The 17,519-nt window shown below is 55.5% G+C and carries 19 protein-coding genes; 12 read left to right on the forward strand and 7 right to left on the reverse strand.

Annotation, left to right across the window (positions count from 1 at the left end):
- The first annotated feature begins 73 nt into the window (after window positions 1–73).
- The 6 genes from EPD59_RS12130 (at window position 74) to EPD59_RS12150 (ending at window position 4,722) form a co-directional block, all read left to right on the forward strand.
- Window positions 74–901 (forward strand): polysaccharide deacetylase family protein, encoded by an 828-nt coding sequence (locus EPD59_RS12130; protein WP_133273013.1) that lies wholly within the window; start codon window positions 74–76, stop codon window positions 899–901.
- Between the two features lie 142 nt (window positions 902–1,043).
- Window positions 1,044–1,181 carry a hypothetical protein gene (locus EPD59_RS21625; protein ID WP_165963573.1) on the forward strand — a complete coding sequence of 46 codons (138 nt, stop codon included), beginning with the start codon at window positions 1,044–1,046 and terminating at the stop codon, window positions 1,179–1,181.
- 280 nt (window positions 1,182–1,461) lie between these two features.
- Window positions 1,462–2,106, forward strand: coding sequence for an FKBP-type peptidyl-prolyl cis-trans isomerase (locus EPD59_RS12135; protein WP_133273014.1), 645 nt, complete (start codon window positions 1,462–1,464; stop codon window positions 2,104–2,106).
- 108 nt (window positions 2,107–2,214) lie between these two features.
- Entirely contained in the window at window positions 2,215–2,445 is a 231-nt protein-coding gene (locus EPD59_RS12140; RefSeq protein ID WP_133273015.1) for a hypothetical protein, read from the forward strand.
- Window positions 2,403–2,726, forward strand: a complete 324-nt coding sequence (locus EPD59_RS12145) for a hypothetical protein (RefSeq protein ID WP_133273016.1) — start codon at window positions 2,403–2,405, stop codon at window positions 2,724–2,726. Before EPD59_RS12140 ends, EPD59_RS12145 begins: the two co-directional genes overlap by 43 nt.
- A 61-nt stretch (window positions 2,727–2,787) precedes the next feature.
- Window positions 2,788–4,722 (forward strand): KUP/HAK/KT family potassium transporter, encoded by a 1,935-nt coding sequence (locus tag EPD59_RS12150; RefSeq protein ID WP_133273017.1) that lies wholly within the window; start codon window positions 2,788–2,790, stop codon window positions 4,720–4,722.
- 80 nt (window positions 4,723–4,802) lie between these two features.
- On the opposite strand, the gene EPD59_RS12155 is transcribed toward EPD59_RS12150, so the two are convergent.
- Window positions 4,803–6,614 (reverse strand): M61 family metallopeptidase, encoded by a 1,812-nt coding sequence (locus tag EPD59_RS12155; protein WP_240731382.1) that lies wholly within the window; start codon window positions 6,612–6,614, stop codon window positions 4,803–4,805.
- Between the two features lie 202 nt (window positions 6,615–6,816).
- Here EPD59_RS12155 and EPD59_RS12160 point away from each other — a divergent pair, with 202 nt between their 5' ends.
- The 3 genes from EPD59_RS12160 to EPD59_RS12170 all read left to right on the forward strand — a co-directional run bounded on the left by EPD59_RS12160 (window position 6,817) and on the right by EPD59_RS12170 (window position 9,154).
- On the forward strand, window positions 6,817–7,398 hold the full coding sequence (locus tag EPD59_RS12160) for a C40 family peptidase (protein WP_133273018.1): 582 nt from the start codon (window positions 6,817–6,819) through the stop codon (window positions 7,396–7,398).
- A gap of 715 nt (window positions 7,399–8,113) precedes the next feature.
- Window positions 8,114–8,557: a DUF2147 domain-containing protein gene (locus EPD59_RS12165; RefSeq protein ID WP_133273019.1), complete on the forward strand. Its 444-nt coding sequence runs from the start codon at window positions 8,114–8,116 to the stop codon at window positions 8,555–8,557.
- A 126-nt stretch (window positions 8,558–8,683) separates the two neighbouring features.
- Window positions 8,684–9,154 (forward strand): DUF2147 domain-containing protein, encoded by a 471-nt coding sequence (locus tag EPD59_RS12170; protein WP_133273020.1) that lies wholly within the window; start codon window positions 8,684–8,686, stop codon window positions 9,152–9,154.
- 26 nt (window positions 9,155–9,180) lie between these two features.
- Here the strand turns inward: EPD59_RS12170 and EPD59_RS12175 are convergent, their stop codons facing one another.
- Entirely contained in the window at window positions 9,181–9,648 is a 468-nt protein-coding gene (locus tag EPD59_RS12175) for a hypothetical protein (RefSeq protein ID WP_133273021.1), read from the reverse strand.
- A gap of 123 nt (window positions 9,649–9,771) precedes the next feature.
- Between EPD59_RS12175 and EPD59_RS12180 the strand changes: the two genes are divergently transcribed.
- The gene (locus EPD59_RS12180) at window positions 9,772–10,407 is read left to right on the forward strand and encodes a hypothetical protein (RefSeq protein WP_133273022.1); all 636 of its coding nucleotides are present in this window, start codon (window positions 9,772–9,774) and stop codon (window positions 10,405–10,407) included.
- Between the two features lie 65 nt (window positions 10,408–10,472).
- On the opposite strand, the gene EPD59_RS12185 is transcribed toward EPD59_RS12180, so the two are convergent.
- Together EPD59_RS12185 and EPD59_RS12190 are read right to left on the reverse strand one after the other, a co-directional pair.
- Window positions 10,473–10,967, reverse strand: coding sequence for a T9SS type A sorting domain-containing protein (locus EPD59_RS12185; RefSeq protein WP_165963574.1), 495 nt, complete (start codon window positions 10,965–10,967; stop codon window positions 10,473–10,475).
- Complete coding sequence (locus EPD59_RS12190) at window positions 10,928–12,511, reverse strand: M1 family metallopeptidase (protein WP_133273024.1); 1,584 nt, start codon at window positions 12,509–12,511, stop codon at window positions 10,928–10,930. Before EPD59_RS12190 ends, EPD59_RS12185 begins: the two co-directional genes overlap by 40 nt.
- A 163-nt stretch (window positions 12,512–12,674) precedes the next feature.
- Between EPD59_RS12190 and EPD59_RS12195 the strand changes: the two genes are divergently transcribed.
- On the forward strand, window positions 12,675–14,918 hold the full coding sequence (locus tag EPD59_RS12195) for a T9SS type B sorting domain-containing protein (RefSeq protein ID WP_133273025.1): 2,244 nt from the start codon (window positions 12,675–12,677) through the stop codon (window positions 14,916–14,918).
- 84 nt (window positions 14,919–15,002) lie between these two features.
- On the forward strand, window positions 15,003–15,419 hold the full coding sequence (locus EPD59_RS12200; RefSeq protein ID WP_133273026.1) for a TonB family protein: 417 nt from the start codon (window positions 15,003–15,005) through the stop codon (window positions 15,417–15,419).
- Window positions 15,420–15,494: 75 nt separating this feature from the next.
- Here EPD59_RS12200 and EPD59_RS12205 read toward each other — a convergent pair whose 3' ends face one another.
- The 3 genes from EPD59_RS12205 to EPD59_RS12215 all read right to left on the reverse strand — a co-directional run bounded on the left by EPD59_RS12205 (window position 15,495) and on the right by EPD59_RS12215 (window position 17,418).
- Window positions 15,495–16,139, reverse strand: coding sequence for a cytochrome c oxidase subunit 3 (locus EPD59_RS12205; protein WP_133273027.1), 645 nt, complete (start codon window positions 16,137–16,139; stop codon window positions 15,495–15,497).
- 175 nt (window positions 16,140–16,314) lie between these two features.
- Entirely contained in the window at window positions 16,315–16,839 is a 525-nt protein-coding gene (locus EPD59_RS12210; protein ID WP_133273028.1) for a GNAT family N-acetyltransferase, read from the reverse strand.
- 3 nt (window positions 16,840–16,842) lie between these two features.
- Window positions 16,843–17,418, reverse strand: a complete 576-nt coding sequence (locus EPD59_RS12215) for a hypothetical protein (RefSeq protein ID WP_133273029.1) — start codon at window positions 17,416–17,418, stop codon at window positions 16,843–16,845.
- Between the last annotated feature and the right edge of the window lie 101 nt (window positions 17,419–17,519).

Genomic DNA, 17,519 nt, shown 5'->3' on the forward strand with positions numbered 1-17,519 from the left:
GGCTCGAATGTGCTAAACTTAGGCTTTGGTTGCCCAGGCAATGCGAACACCGTCAACTTTTATTATTCAGTGCATGCGCTTTCTAAAAATTCTCGGCCTAGCCACTTCTATAGGGCTGGCAAGCCAATCGGCGGTTTTCGCCCAGGCGGGTACTAGCTGGAATAACAAGCAGTGCGCGGTGGTGCTGACGTATGACGATGCTATCGACGTTGACTTGGACAACGCTATTCCGGCGCTCGACTCGTTGAAGCTGCGGGGGACATTTTACCTGATTGGCTCTTCGCCAGTAGTAGGTAAACGGCTCAATGAGTGGCGACAAGCGGCCAAACGGGGCCATGAGCTAGGCAACCACGCCCTCATGCACCCCTGCGACGGCAGCCTACCCGGCCGCAGCTTCGTGACGCCCGATAACGACCTGAGCAAGTACACGGTAAGCCGCGCGGTGAGCGAAGTGCGAACAATGAACACGCTCCTGACGGCCATCGACGGTAAAACGGCCCGCACCTTCGCTTACCCCTGTGGCGACCTGCAAATTGGCGGCGTAAAATTCTATGACCAGCTACAAAACGATTTTGTGGCCGCTCGCGGCGTTACTAGTGGGCTGCAAACGGCCGCGCAGGTAGACCTGACCAATATCGACAGCTATATGATTAATGGCCAATCGGGCGACTACTTGATTGACTTGGTGAAGAAAGCCCAGCAGTCGCACACGGTGCTGGTGTTTTTGTTTCACGGCGTGGGCGGCGGCCATAGCCTGAACGTGGATCTGAAGGCGCACCGCCAGCTGCTGCGCTATCTCAAAGCCAATGAGAAGGATATCTGGGTGGCTCCGATGGTGGAGGTAGCGGAAAAGATTAAAGTCAGCCAGCAGGGCGAAACATCTAAGAAGCCTCGCGGATAAAACGGAAGTGGACATCGGAAGCTACAGCTGAGCTTAGGATTGTGGTGGCAACAAATTAGTTATGCAAGCATAACATTTTTGTAACACTTACGTATTACCTTTGTAGTCAACAAACTGATAGAGTACCACATACATCATTTACATGAAAAAGAGCACTGCCACCGTTTCGTCGCTTTTACTGCTGGGAGGCCTAGGTTCCTTGGGCTATCTGGCCGCGCAGGTACGGGAGTTTAACTTGTTTTTCGACCTGCGGGACGAGGAAGAGTGCTATTACTGCTAAGCTTCTCAGCCGCGTATTCCGGCGTCGTTTTTTTATTAGTTGAAACGGGTCCTGCTGCATAGCGGGACCCGTTTTGTTTAGCCCTCGTTAGAAAGCACCAGTCAAAATCAGGGAGTTAGTGGAGAAGAATAAAAAAACCACATCCATTCGAGCCGGTTTTCGGTACTTCACTGTAGCAACGGCCTCCGCCGGGTCGTTCATCTCCCCTTCCACCGCCGGATTGGCATTTCATTTCACCTTGGATCTGTGAAATCTGCTCAATCAGCATAACATGTAATTTATGAACTTAGAAAGCCTCAAGGAGCAAATCAGCTACATTATTGGGCGCGATTTGGCTCGCAACTTCGCCCAGCAAGGCCTTGACCTGGACATTGACGTGCTGGCCAGCAGCATGAAAGAAGGCCTGGCCGGACAACCCAGCCGCCTGACACAGGATCAGATGCGCAATGCCATGGAGCAGCTGCAGAGCCAAATGCAAGACCAAGACGACCAACAAGGTGACGGCAACGGCACCGTAAACGACCCTAATGCTATGAATAACAAACAAGCTGGTGAAGATTTTCTCGCCGCAAACAAGAACAAGCCCGGCGTAACCACCCTGCCCAGCGGCCTGCAATACGAAGTGCTGACGGAAGGCTCGGGCCCAAAGCCCTCGCTCACCAGCAACGTAACCACGCACTACCATGGCACACTCACCAACGGCACCGTATTCGACAGCAGCTACCAGCGCGGACAGCCCGCTTCTTTCCCAGTGAATGGCGTAATTGCTGGCTGGACAGAAGCGCTCCAGCTCATGCCCGAAGGCTCGAAGTGGCGCCTGTACATCCCCTCGGATTTAGCCTACGGAAAGCGTGGCGCCGGTCGCGACATCGGCCCCGACTCGGCGCTGATCTTTGATGTGGAACTACTGAAGGTGAACAAGTAAGCTTGGCTCCCAATTGAAATTGCCCCCCAACTGCTCGTAGTGGCCAGCTGGGGGGCAATTTATATTTGCATCTCCAATACCAATACAGGTCAACCCGGTTCAATAGCTATGCTTCCCTCTGATGAACTTACGCTGCGTAGCGCCAACGGTCGCCTGGTCCTGACGGCTGACGCGCTGGAAGTGGATGGGCAGCGCTTTGCCCTGCTGGAACTGGACGCCGTGGAGCTCAAGCCCATTCGGTGGCTGCTGTGGTTCCTGCTGGGGGCATTACCTTGGCGGGCTTTGCTTTGGCCTTCTTGCAGAACTGGCTGCGCACCGTGCCGGCCGCGCTGGGCCTGACGGCGGGGGCGTTGCTGCTGGCTTACGGCAGCCGTGGTACTAATCGGCTGCGCTTGTACCGGGCTGGTCGGGAGGCGCTTCACTTCGCTTTGGCTGGCGACCCGCTGCCCTGGCAGAAGCTGGCGGCTGAAACCAACCGGCGGATCCGGCGGCGCCACGAAGAAGCGGCAGCCGCAGCCGTGGCCGCCTGGGCCCTAGATTTGCCCCCTACCGAAGCCGACACAAGCACCAGTTCGGGGCTACCGGCTCCTCCACCCGATGTGGTAGAGCCCACGAACTGATTTGCCTTACATTTGGGCGTTTTTTACCTGGCTTTAGCTTTATTACATCCCCCTCACTTTCATGGACGCTAAACACTCGCATACTGCCATTTCTACCGGCGGCTTGCTTATCGCGCTGGGTATTATTTACGGCGACATTGGCACGTCGCCACTATACGTAATGAAGGCCATTGTGCCGGGCAATATTGATCCGCGCCTCGTGTACGGTGGTATTTCCTGCGTCTTCTGGACCCTGACGTTACAGACTTCTATCAAGTATGTGCTGCTCACTCTCAACGCCGATAACAACGGTGAGGGGGGCATTTTTTCGCTCTTTGCCTTAGTGCGTCGGCGGGCAGCCTGGCTTACCGTACCCGCCATTATTGGGGGTGCGGCCCTGCTCGCCGACGGCATTATTACGCCGCCTATTTCCGTCTCATCAGCCATAGAAGGGCTAGAGGCCGTGTATCCGGATATTCCGACGGTGCCGATTGTAATTGCGATTCTGGCGGCGCTTTTTCTAATGCAAAGCTTTGGTACTCAAATAGTGGGCAAGGCATTTGGGCCCATCATGTTTGTGTGGTTCAGCATGCTGGCCATCTTGGGTGTCTCCTGGATTGCGGAGCATCCTGGCATTTTGCAGGCTGTAAACCCCGCCTATGCCTACGATTTGTTGGTGCGCTTTCCGGGCGGATTCTGGCTGCTGGGAGCCGTTTTTTTGTGCACCACCGGAGCCGAGGCCCTGTATTCTGACCTTGGACACTGCGGGAAAGGCAACATTCGTCTCAGCTGGATTTTCGTAAAAATCTGTCTGTTGCTCAACTACTTCGGGCAAGGTGCGTGGCTGATCGAGCATCAGGGACAGAAGCTCAGTGGCCGCAACCCGTTTTATGAGCTGATGCCCGAGTGGTTTTTGCTGATAGGTATCGGCATAGCCACTATGGCAGCTATTATTGCCTCTCAGGCTCTGATTACGGGCTCCTTTACGCTGGTGGCCGAAGCTATTCGGCTGAATATGTGGCCAAAAGTGAAGCTTAACTACCCAACGGATATGAAGGGTCAGCTTTACGTACCCAGCATGAACCGGCTTTTATTACTGGGCTGCATTGGAGTGGTGCTGTATTTTCAGCGTTCCGAAAACATGGAAGCGGCCTACGGTTTGGCCATTACGCTCACTATGCTCATGACGACCACGCTACTGGTAGTATGGCTCCGCTCGCGCCGGGTGGCCATGCCCATCGTGGTGCTGTTTGCAGTGGTATATGGCCTGATTGAAGGAGCTTTTTTGATTGCTAACCTTATCAAGTTTCCGCACGGCGGCTGGGTATCGCTGGCTATCGGACTGGCCCTGATTGGGGTGATGTATGTGTGGCTGAAAGCGTTTTATATCAAGCGTCGCCTCACAGAGTTTGTAAAAATAGAACCTTATATGCAGGCGCTGAAAGACCTCAGTGACGACGATTCTATTCCTAAATACTCGACCCACCTAGTGTTCATGACCTCGGCCGAGCGCAACACGGAAATCGAGTCCAAGATTATCTATTCCATCTTTCAGAAGCGCCCCAAACGAGCTGATATCTACTGGTTTGTGCACGTAGACACCACCGACGAGCCCTACACGATGCAGTACAAAGTGGTAGAGCTGGCCCCGGACGATGCCTTCCGCATCACATTCCGGTTGGGGTTCCGGGTGGAGCAACGCATCAATCTTTACTTCCGCAAAGTGGTGGAAGAGATGGTGCGCAACAAGGAAGTGGACATCACCTCCCGCTACGAATCCTTGAGCAAGCAGCACGTAACCGGCGACTTCCGTTTCGTGGTGCTGGAGAAGTTTCTTTCGGTCGAAAATGAGTTTCCTTTGGTGGAGAAGCTCGTGATGCAGGCCTACTTCTACATCAAGCAGTTTATTGCCTCCGAAGACAAATACTTCGGACTCGATACGAGCTCGGTGAAAGTGGAGAAAGTGCCGCTGGTGATTACGCCCGTTCGGGAAGTGGCGCTAGAGCGTATCCGTTAATACTTGGCTAACCCTAGCTCGTATCAAAAAAGCCCCCAGCCGTAGCTGGGGGCTTTTTTGATACTGTAAAAATAATAAGGCTACTGAGCCGTGCGCAGCCACTTGGCCAGCACGGCCTGTTGGTCAGCGCTGGGGTTTGGCAGCTTTTCCACGCGGAAGCGGCGACCAGCAGCGGCCAGCAGCGGGAAGATCAGTTCTTTCATCTGACCATCGCGAGCGACCAGCAGCTTTACTTGGGTGCCAGCGGCGCGGCCAGTTAGGGCTTTGTTGGGGTCGTCGGAAAGACGGTTACCATCGAGGGCCAGAATTTCGTCGTTCACGTTCAGGCCGCCTTGCCAGGCGCTGCCATCGCGCAGCACGCTACTCACGGTCAATTTGCCCCCCATGGTGCTTACGTTGGCTCCCAGAATGCCCGCGTTGGCGGCAGCCTGCTCAGTGGCCAGCGTCAGGCCGGCGTAGCCTAAGGCCGTGGTGTAGTCGAGGGTTTGCGTGTCGTACACGCGGGTACGGAAAAATTCGTCGAACCGGCGGCCGGCCACTTTTTCCACGGCATCCTGAAACTCCTCGTCGGTGAAGCCACGACGCTGCTGCTCGTAGTAGCGCTGGTACAGGAAGCGCATCACGTCATCGAGGCTTTTCTGCCCTTTAGTTTCGTTGATAATCATCAAATCCAGGACGGTGCAAATCAGCTCGCCCTTGTCGTAATAGCTGATGGTGGAGTTGGACGAGTTCTCGTTGGGCCGATATTGTTTAATCCAGGAATCAAAGCTCGACTCGCTGGCCGATTGCAGCTTATTGCCCGGCTGGTTTTCGACGCGGGTAATGCCATTGCTCAGGCTCGCCAGATAGTCGTTGGGCGTCACGAAGCCGGCCCGCTGCACAATGATGTCGCCGAAGTAGCTGGTGCCACCTTCGCTCAACCAAAGCATACGCGTGTAGTTTTCTTTGTCGTAATCGAACGGCCCCAGCGCCACCGGGCGGATCCGCTTCACATTCCAGAGGTGAAAGTATTCGTGACCAACCAAGCCCAAAAAGCCTTTATAGCCCGCATCGGTGCTATAGGCATTGCGCGACACGGATAAAGTGGTCGAAAACAAATGCTCCAGGCCACCAGTGCCGCGCTCAATGTTGTGAATGATGAATACGTAGCGGTCCAGCGGGTTCTTTCCTACCACGCGGTGCGCCTCCTCGCATACCCGCTTCATATCGGCGAGCAGCTTGGCTTCGTCGTAGCGCGCATTGCCAAACATGGCAATGGTGTGAGGCGTGCCGTTGGCTTCAAACGATAGTACTTTATGCGTGCCCATCTCGATGGGCGAGTCGGCCAGCTCGTCGTAATTGGTGGAGCTAAAAGTGAAAGGTGCGCCGCCAGCCACAGGCTTCAAGCTAGTAGTCACTTGATTCCAGCCAGCGGCGGGCTGCACGGTGATGGTGCTGGCCATAGCCTTGCCTTCGGCTGGATACATGAATACGCTGGTACCGTTGAGGTAGCCGTGGGCGGCGTCCAGAAAGCTGGTGCGCACGCTCAGCTCGTAGGCATACACGCGGTAGCGAACAGAAAAATCTTTGGTGCGCGGATGATACACGCGCCACGTGTTTTTATTAATCTTCTCAGTGCGCAGCTTATTTGTGCCGGCCGTGGCCTCGAAGCCCTCTACGTGCTTGGCAAACTCCCGCACCAAGTAAGAGCCAGGAGCCCACACGGGCATTTTGACATCGGTAAACTGTTTGCCAAAGCCACCCAGCGCCATTTCTACCTCAAAGAAATGGGTCTGTGGGGCTGGCATGGCCAGGGTGTAGCGCAAAGTGGGCGCCGCCAAAACGGAATTGAATTGACAAAAAAACAGCAGAAGTGCGGCAACCAGCACTAAGCGAAAACGATAATGAGGCATGAAGTGGATGGGTGTGAGTGAACAATGTACTATCTGAATGGCTAGACTCAGGAAAGCCTCCAGAGTTGCAAAGTAACGCCGAAATTTGCCCCCAGCCTCCTTTTAGCGCATGCCGGTACTTGGCTCTCCGGAACCCGCGCCCAACCTGCGCCGTTAAGGCGCTCAGGTAGGCCGTTCACCCCACGGCTTGCCAGACTTACTAATGCGCTACGTCTGGATCACCTTTATCGGCTTAGCTGCGCTGATGCTCAGCTTGTTGGTTTGGCAGCGCCAGCCTTCTAAAGCTCCAGCTGAGGCAGCTTCCGTGGGCGCCCCTAATACGCCACTCACCCAGGCTCGGGCCCGGGCCGCCGTGTGGGTCAGCAATAAGCCTGTGCCGCGCGCCGATAGTGTGGTGCGATTTGCCATGGAGCAGCTCGGCACCCCGTATGTGTATGCGGGCGCCACTCCTACCGCCGGCTTCGACTGTTCTGGCTTTGTGATGTACGTGTATGGCCGTTTTGGCATTGATGTTCCTCACTCTACGGCCATGCTTATTAACACTGGTCGCCCCATTCCGCGCAGCCAAGCCCGGCCCGGCGACCTCGTCATCTTTACGGGCACTGCGTCAGACGCCACCGAACCCGGCCACGCGGGCATTATCATCTCCAAACCTGGCGAGCCCATCCGCTTCATTCACTCCTCCTCGGCCCGCCGTCAGTCAGGTGTTAAAATAAGTGCGGTAGACGAAACCGGTTACGCACGCCGCTTTATGGGTGTGCGCCGCGTGTTGGATGCTGAATAAGCTCTTATCGAATTAACAAAAACAAAAAAGCCCCCCAGATACATTTCTGGGGGGCTTTTTTAAGTAAGAAACGCTCTTGCCGCACTTCGTGAACGCAGAGCGAAATGAACCAAAAAAACGATGCCCGGTCGCCTGTGCAGAACCTACTAAAAGGCTGCTGGGCGAACCGGGCATCTAATCCTTCAAATCTTACCAAGCGACGAGTCTGGGGTTCAGCCCCGTCATCCTATGTGTAAGACCTTGCCAGAATGCGGGAAAAAGCTGAGTTAAAGCGTATTTCCGCGCGAAAGCTGTTGTTAAGCGCGTCCGGCGGTGAAGCGGACTACATTCGACAGGCTTGGCAGGACTTGGTTGGGACTACTAGACATTTTGTACCTCCTTTCTTTAGATCCGACATCCCTCAATCGCGTTTCCCAGCACCTTAGGGACCCTTGAAAGAGGTCGTAGCACTCACTACTGGTCGGTAAAGTTAAAAGACCCTCGGATGGTTCAAAATTAAAAAGCCTTTTTTTAGCGCGGGAGCTAATATTATTGGCCAGATGGCTGAGGATCAGGCAGTTTTTTATCCAATAAAATTTGGGCTTTGCTCCTGCCACCTCCCAAAATGTTGCTGGCCTCAAAGTTGCAAAGCCCAGCATTAACAGAACCTCTTGGGTGATTACCATAATTCAGGAGTTTTCTTCTATCTTTTCCCACAAATCCTACCCATTAACACATGAAAAAAACCTTGTTCCTCTGTTTAACCCTCTTGTTGGGTTTCTCTGGATTGGCTTCGGCCCAGACACTCTCGCCCTTGGGCACGTGGACTAACTCTGAAAAGAAGGCCACATTCGAAATCTACAAATGCAACGGTAACAAGCTGTGCGGCAAAATCGTGTCGCTGACTACTCCCAACGATCCGGCCACGGGCAAGCCCAAAACCGACTCAATGAACCCCGATCCGAAGTTGCGCTCCAAGCCTCGCTTGGGTCTCGTGTTCATGCAGGGCTTTGAGTACGATGAAGGCAATAAGTGGGATGATGGCAAGATCTATGACCCCGAGACGGGCAAAACCTACTCCTGCTACATGAAGATGGAAAACGCCAACACCATGGAGGTGAAAGGCTACATCGGCTTCTCCATGATTGGCCGCTCCCAGACCTGGACCCGCGTAAAATAAACTGCACCTGCCCTTCGCACGTACAAGCGACGCTCCCAACCGGGGCGTCGCTCTTTTTTGTACCTTACTGCTTCCAAAACTCAGGTAAGCTATGTGCGGCGGGTTCTTCTTTACACTTCCTTTTTCTTGAAACACCTCTTCCTTACGCTGTTGCTGTGCCTGGCAACCATAGGGGGCGCAGCCGCCCAAACCCACTCTCCGCTGGGCGTGTGGAAAGATGACGCGGGCGAAACCCACGTCGAGATTTATCGGTGCGGTAGCTCGAAGCAGCTCTGCGGGCGGTTGGTATGGCTGAGTGAGCCACAGGATTCGACCACCAACTTGTCTAAAACCGACCGTCGCAATCCCGAACCGGAAAAGCGGGATCAGCCCTTGCTCAATCTGGTGGTGATCCAAAACCTAAGCTATGACCCCGATGATGAGCGTTGGGAAGACGGCCGAATCTATGACCCGATGAATGGGCGCACCTATTCATGCTACCTCAACATGGTCAGCAAAGACCGCATGGAGGTGAAAGGCTACATCGGTTTTTCCCTGATTGGGCGCTCCCATTATTGGTCGCGGGTGAAGCCGCAAACAATAGGGGCCACCAAATAAGTAGCGCCTCTTATCTAACGCCGCTCTTAATAAACCGCCTGCACTTGATACGACTTACCGCGGAAAGAGAAAGCGGCGCCGGGCCGGGCAGTGGTCATTGCTTGGAAGATGGGCGAGAAGGCGGAGATAACGCAGTAAGGCTGCCCTTCCACTTTTATCTCTCCCAGGCTTAGAGCGATAAAAAAGGTTTGCGTATCGGTAACCACTACGGAGCCTAAACTGGGCTTATCCGTAGAAGGACGCACGTCTGACACACGCTGCAACACTTGTAAGCCAGTAAGGGCCTCGTCTAGCTGGCGAGCAAACAGGTCGCGCTGAATGTGGCAGGCCTCCCGAAACGACTCGAACTTATCTTCAATGGCGCCCTGCGATTCATTGGCGCTTTCCTGCACCAGGAGCATAGCTTCACGGGCGGTATCCGCTTTTTGCTGTTGGGCCCGCCGACATTCGGCTAATAATTGCTGACGCAGCGCAGTGCGTTGTTTGGCAGTCATTTGCATAGAATAGCTGAAGGATAAAATGATAAATGATGTTGATTTTGAGCCGCACGTTGCACCTCACCGAAAAAACTATTTCAGACGGGTAATGTTGCTCCCTATAATCCCTCTCTATCGCTCTTGTTTACTTTTTTAAAACAGCTATTAAGTCAAAGCTCGGCTCCTACCCGGACCGACTGGCAGCCGGCCGTGCGCACGCCGGCCCAGGTGAAACGACACGAGCAATGGCTCGCTGATCGGGTTTACTTGAATTGGGCTGGCCCTTACTTTAAAGCGTATCACTTTCGCAAAGCCGGGGTAGGCAGCAGCCAGGGCCTGCGCGTACAGCTGATCACGGATTGCGGTCGACAGGGGGCTATTTTTTTCTTCGACCCCAGCATTGGGCCGGGTAACTTTCGTCACTTTTTCGACTTCACCCGCGACCGGGTGCTGCAACTCGGCTACAACCTCTCCACCTCTGACCTGCGCACCCTGGAGCACCCCACCTACACCGAAACGATTGACAAGCATTTTCTGAAGCCCCAGCCCAACGACTGCTCAGAAACGGGCCGGTGCAATCAGCGCTACGGCAGCATTACCATCGATCTGATCAGTATTAATGGGCAGCCTGGCTTCATTCGGTTCTTCGCCAATCCGTATCACGACGACATTTTCACGCCGGCGCGTTCGTTCGACGAGCTAATCGCGGCCGTGTATCAGCTGCCGCCCGCTGATGAGCAAGTGCAAGCTCGTATTGCAGAGTACGCTCGTCAATAGGTAGTTAATGTCATAAAAAAGCCCCCAGCTACACACTGGGGGGCTTTTTTATGATTATTCAACTGTTATTCACGCACAAACCGTAGCCGTTTTTGCTCGCCCGTACTATTGGTAAGCAGCAGATGATACAGGCCGCTAGCCAATGGGCGCGTATGTAGCTGGCTAGCGGCCGGACTTACCTGTTGGCGCAGCACCTGCCGGCCCACGGCGTCTATCACCAAAGCTTCCACTGGCTCTGACAGATCAGCCAACTCAAGATAGTCGCGGCAGGGATTAGGGAAGGCGCTTACACTTGCCAGGGTGGGTTCCTCACTGCCAATATCGACCAAAGAGGTGTTGCGCAAAATTGGGCCCGTTGCGTTCAGAACCCATTGGTCGGGGTCCAGCTCAATACCCGTGACGGTGCCCGAAACAGGTACGCTAAAGGCCGAAACCAGGTGGCTTTGGCGCAGCCGCACGACTTGGCTACTGCCCGTATTGAAGGTGATTTTATAATCTAGCTCGGTTTCGAAGAAAGGCGTCACGTTGGGCACCGAGGTAGTTTCAGTGGTTTGCAGCAACAAATTGCCCCCCACCTGATTCCAGCGGACGCTGAATATTGGATAGCCTTCGCCGGCGTACCATTGCTGAAAAAAGCCCCCAGCGAGCGGCCGGCCTCCACCTCAAACACGCGCTGTAAATCGGGGGTGCGGGCTGTGCGGCCCGCATACGTTGCCTGAAAAGTGCGCAGGGCCCGAAAGAACTTGGTATCATCGTGGAGCAGGTAGCGGAGCATGTGCACCACCGCCGCGCCTTTCTTGTAGCTCAGGCGCTGATCGAATATGCGGCCGACACTGGTAGTATCGGGTACGCGTAGGCTGCCACCGGGCGTATTAGTGAGCACACCCGTGATCGGATCTATCCGAAACTGCACCTGATCATGTGCCCGATCTATCCATTGGCGAGCAGATTGGGGCGTGGACAAGGCCTGCAACGACAGGTATTCGCCGTAGGACGCAAAGCCTTCGTTCAGCCAGATATCCTCCCAGGAAGCGCAGGTTACGTTGTTGCCAAACCACTGGTGAAACAGTTCGTGGGCGGTGAGCGTGAAGTTGAAGCCATCCTGAGTGGTCATGGTTTGATGCTCCATGCCTCCGCCGATGGGTGCCATGCTATGCCCGTATTTCTCATTGGCAAATGGATACGCCCCTACCAGTGCCGAGAAGTTCTCCAGAAAACCAGGCGTTCGGTCTATTTCCACTCGATTATCATTGAGCGCTGCCTGGTTGTAAACGTAGTTGACAATAGGAACCCGCACGGCGTTGGGCAAATTAGCATAGTTCACATACTCCAGATACGGCGCTACAGCCACTGAAACGAGGTAGTAAGCGATGGGATGGCGCGACTTCCACTCGTAGCGGCTACGATTATCGGGCAGTGGCACCACACGGGTCAGCACCCCATTGGAACCGACTTTATTGGGGTTTTTAGTCGTAATCCAGACGTCGGTGGAGTCAACTTTATCGGTGAGCACCTGCTTGCAGGGCCACCACTCGTAGGCGTGGAAAGGCTCGCTTAGGCTCCAGGTTACGTTCACATCGTAGCGGGAAACGTAGCGCGTGTCGAGGGCATTGCCGATGGCGGCGGAGCTACCGTTGGGAGCCGTGCCGTGGTAGTAGATAATGGCGTCGAATAAGGTGTTGGCCGCGACCGTCTGCGGCAGCGTCACGCTCACGTCGCCGGCCTCGCGGCGGGGCGGGGCAGTGCGGCGCCCGTTCACCAGCACCGAATCAAGCAGCAGCGCCGGGTGCAGTTCAAAAGCCAGCACATCCAGATTTTGCCCCCCAGTGCGCGCCCGCAGCCGCACGGAGCCGCCCACGGTGCGAGCGTTATTCTCCAAGGCAAGGTCCAGCTTATAGTACTTCACATCGTAGCGGTCCATGAGGCGGCGGTGGGCTGGCGTAGTCAGCTCCTGCCTCGTACTGGTCCGCACGTGTGTTTCGGCGCAGCTACGGGCCGCCGAACCATTCAGATCGGCGGCTACCGGGCGGTAGGCAGGGCGTTGAGCCTGGGCATCATGACCCATTAGTAGCAAGCAAACCCAGAAAAGCAGAAGGCGCGTCATGGTGGAAAAGGAAAGACAAAGGGCGCCTAAAATTTGACACCCTTTTCGGAGGACCAAGATAGTGGCGGGTATGCTAAAAACTCTGGGCTGAGAAAGTGGGTTCCAGGGCCGCAAGTTGTATATTTAGAGACAACTCCGCTCTGATTACCAAGCTATTCGACTAATGCTTACACCTCTACGCTTTCTTACTGCTGCTAACCGGCTGCGGCTTGTGCTGCTTTTGGTTTGCAGCTTTATTGCCCACAAGGCCGCAGCTACCCATATTGTTGGCGGTGAGCTGGATTTGCAGTTCCAGGCGGGCAGCACGTATCGCATCACGCTGAACCTGTACTTTGATGCTCTAAACGGCAATCCTGGTGCACTGGACCAGGATCTGACGGTCAGTATTTTTGAGAAAGGCACGAACCGTCGGTTGCAAAATGTAGTGCTGCCACTCACTACCAACACCTTCGTAGCCTATACCAATCCGGCCTGCACCCAGCCTTCATTAAGCACCCGCAGCTTGGTGTATAGCCGCTCGATTGAGTTGCCGGCCAGTATTTACAACAACGCTAGCGGCTATTATGCAGTGGTGGAACGCTGCTGCCGCAACAACGGCATCAACAATATCGTGCTCCCCGGCAATGCGGGTCAAACCTTTTATCTGGAGTTTCCCGCCGTGGTGCGCAATGGGCAGCCCTTTATCAATTCCACGCCCCGCATTTTTCCTCCCCTGAGCGACTACGCCTGCCGCGGCGACTTATTCTACTACAACTTCAGCGGACAGGACACCGACAAAGATTCCTTGGTATATGAGCTAGTAACGCCGCTTAACGGCAGCTCTGACCCCACCGATCCAAAGCCGGCTGTAGCGGCACCAGCGCCGTATGCTTCCATAAATTGGAACCCTGGGCTCGGCACCCTCAACCAGATTCCGGGCACTCCAACGCTGAGTATTGGCCGTTTTACGGGTCGGTTGGAAGTGCGGCCCACCCAAATCGGGCTGTTCGTGTTTGGCATAAAATGCTCCGAGTATCGCAAGGGCGAGAAGATTGGAGAAGTACGCCGCGATTTTCAGCTGAAAGTGCTGAACTGCCCCAGCAATATTCCGCCTGAAATGGTAGTACTCGCGCCCAATAGCCGGCGCACTTATCAGTCCGGCCGCGATACGCTACGCCTACAACCCGACTCAGACCGCTGCGTTGGCCTGCGCTTCACCGACCCCAACCCTACCTCACGGCTAACCTTATCGCTAAATCCCGTAAACTTTACTGGCCCTCTCCCCACTTTCGCGAGTATTACCCAAGGCCTAGTGCGTTCTCCAGGTGCCCCCGATACATTAGTGTCGCGGTTGTGTTTCCCAGCTTGTCTGGACACAAAGGGCAAAGTATTTTTTGTGGATGTCATTGTGGCGGATGATGGTTGTGCCCTCCCCAAGCGCGACACTGTTCGGGTAGCGTTTACGTCGGCGCCGGTGCCCAATGGCGCGCCGCGCATTACTACTACTGCCAGCCAGCTCCCGCTGCGCGCCCGTCCCGGCGACCTGATAACGTTTGATGTAGCCGTCACGGACCCCGAAAACGACCCAATTACGCTTACCATGGCTGGGCGCGGCTTTCAGGCGGCAGCAGTCGGCGCCCAACTTACGCAAGCACTGAGCGGAAATCAGGTGCAAGGCCGATTCAGCTGGCGCGTGCCCTGCCCGACCACTAATCAACGACTTTTCGAGTTTGAGTTGGCCGCGACGGGCTCGCCCTGCGCCGACCGCCAGACCACTTCCGTGGTGATACCTGTGCAGGTGCAATACGATAATCGGCCGCCAACGCTAACCTCCGATTTTCCGGCGGCCCTCAGCGCGGAGCCAATAGTCATTCGTCGGGTGCTGGGGGGCTTTTTTGAGGCGACGCTGGAAGGCCTTGATGCCGATTCGGACCAGCTTACGCTGACAGCGGCGGGCAACAACTTCGACTTGGCGGCTGCGGGCATGAGCTTCGTGCCCACCAATGGGGCGGGGCGGGCCACGGGCATATTCCGTTGGGAGCCCAACTGCGACCAGACCACGCTGGATATTCCATTGGAGGTTACGTTTCAGCTGCGGGAAGCCACCTGCTCGCCCGTGGGGCAACAGCGAACGGTGCGTTTTGAGGTAGCCAGCGCGGATACGCTGACCTTTTTGCCCCCCAACATCTTCACACCCAATACCGACGGCACCAACGACTACTTCGAGCTGCGCGATTTGCCCCCCAACTTCTGCAACGCCGAGTTCTCGGATATCAAGATCTTCAACCGCTGGGGCAAGCAGGTGTACTCGTCCACAAGCCGCACCTTCCGCTGGGACGGCAGCAATATGCCCGCTGGGGCTTACTATTACCTGATTGTGTATACCGACAAGCGGCGCTACAAAGGCAACGTTACCATTGCGAGGTAGCAGCAGCAAAGTGGCCCTGATAGGGTGAGCCGTACTCTAGCATTACTTTTGTACGACTCTACCCGTCTTCCTCTTTGCTTCGATATGATTTTTACCAAGAATGCTGGCCTTGTGCTGGCCCTGCTTTTGGCCGCTACCGTTCCCAGTTTGGCTCAAACCAGTACAAAAGCTGCACCTGCGAAGGCCCAGGCGGCGACACCGGCCCGCAAGGCTACCCCCTTTGATGGCCTGCGGAAGTATATGGCCGAAAATACCCGCTACCCCGAGCAGGCCCGAGCTAAAGGCGTTGCCGGTACGGTGCACGTGCGCTTTGAGCGCAACGATGCCGGCCAAATCATCAATCCGAGCATTGCCAAGTCGTTGGAGCCCAGCTGCGACGCCGAGGCCATCCGCGTGATTAAAACCATGCCGCCGCACTTACTCAATGTGTTTCCGCCCGGCATGAGCATGCTGCTACCAGTCGTTTTCCCGGCCCCCGGCACCGAAGCCCCCAAGCAATAGCCGACCAGCATCAGAATTGAACTAAAAAAGCCCCCGAAGACATTTCTGGGGGCTTTTTTTATCAGAAATTCAAGCCTAATACAAGAACAGGAACAGCGCAAACAGCGCTACCCATAAGCCATCCAAGAAGTGCCAGTAGAGACCCAACATCTGAATTTGGCGGCGGCGGTAAGGATTGCGAATGAACACCAGCGTACGGACGCCGTCGCGGGCGGCGTGCGCGGTGCGCAGAAACAGAATCATCAAAAATAAAACGCCCCCCAGCAGGTGCAGAATGTGCAGCGCCGACAGCAGGTACACATACGTACCGCTGGCTTCACCATTGAAGAACACGCCCTGCGCAATCAGTTCGCGCCATCCCAGCCCCTGCAAACCCACAAAAATGGCCGCCAGCAGCAGCGTAGCACCCAGGCAGCGGGTAAGCATCGACACATCGTCCTGCTGATAAAGCCGACGGGCCTGGCTAATCGTATAACTGCTGACCAGCAACACGATAGTGCTGATGGAGAAATAACGCGGAAATGGGTGCATGCCTTGCGGCATGGCACTGTTGAAGCGCGTTTGGGCATAGGCCGTAGCAAGCACCACAAACAGTACCGTACTGGCTATCATACTCAGATACAGCAGCATCTGCATGGGTGGCATACGCTCCATGCGGGAAAATGTGGATGCTGGCCGGCCCGCGCCCACTTTATTTCTAGGGTCTTTATCGGAATTCATTAGCTGAAGATGACAGCGTGTGCTTGGGCAAACCAATCCGGCGGCCTTTAGTTCCGGGAATACGGGTCAAAAGCTGCTGCTTGGTGTATTCAAGATACGCAAATCAGCCGCTGCCGACCAGCCTTTTTTAGTGCGAATTTATGGTGCTGCCTACTCGTCACTGGACCGAATCTTTTTACCCCGACAACGGCGCATGCCAAGCCATCGGAATGTCGGCCTCGAACTGCCCCGGCACTACGGACACGCGCCCCAGCAAGCGGCCTTCCAGTTGAAAACCAAGCTTTTCGTAGAGGGCAATTGCGCGGCCATTGCTTTCGCGCACCAGCAGCTCTACGCGCCGAACGTGAGGATATTGCTGCTGCGTGTTAGCCAATAACGTACTGAACAAACGGTGCCCAAGCTGCTGCCCCTGAAACTGCGGGTGCACGGCCACGGTCAACTCGCCCAGCACGTGCGAGAATATTTGCAAGCCGCTCGAGTAAGCATGAATTTCACCGGCCAGCCCAGCACCATCCGGCCGCTCCACTACCAAGGCGACACCCGTAGCCAGACTGCGCGTCAGAAAAGTATGCACGTAGTCAGCCGTAATCTCGGCCGGCTGCCGCGCCAAGCCCCCACCCTGCTCCGCTACCCTGATGTAGAGAGCCTGAATGGCGGCCGCATCAGCAGCTATGGCCGAACGAATTTGTAGCTCCGCCATGAATCAGTTCCCCCGGAAGAATGACCCAATTTTGCCGAGCACCGCGTTGAAGTGAATTTTGGGAGCACCGCCAATGCCGAACGTAACGTGGGTTTTGCCGGCTACCCGCAGCTCCAGCACCAAGCCCAGTGTGCGCGCCAGATTGTGGAGTTGCTGCAACGGATCGAAGCCGGGCGGCTTGGGTTTCTTGGGGCCGGGCGGGCCGCTGGTGGCCGCGTCGAGCACGCGCTGATTGGGGAAATTGACAATGAGGTAATTGCCCGTTCCCGCCACCTGCACGTGGTCATCATTATAAGAGATGACCAAGCGTGCGTCTATTTCCAGACCCTTAATCAAGATTGGAAGAGTTGCTGGGGGCAATTGTTGGCCGCTGGCGGGGTTCTCGCCGCGGGTGCGAATGCGCAAAGAGCCATTCAGGCGCCAGGTAGCGGCAGGAGCTGCGGGGTTCTGGGCGTTGGGCACTTGCAGTTCTATCTGGTCGAAAGCGCAGGAAAGCTCAACGCCACCTGAGAGTTTGGAAAGCAGCGAGGCAGCGGTATCGGCCCAGTTTGGGGCGTTTTGCGAGGAAGAGTCAGCCATGAGTTGGTTAGAATAAGGGTAGTAAATACGGCCCGACACGCGAGCCCAGTTGCTAAACGTGCGAGTTGAGGCACGGTTTTGATTGGGTTCGAAAGCTACCA

Origin of the sequence: Hymenobacter radiodurans, assembly GCF_004355185.1 — a bacterium.
GTDB lineage: Bacteria > Bacteroidota > Bacteroidia > Cytophagales > Hymenobacteraceae > Hymenobacter > Hymenobacter radiodurans.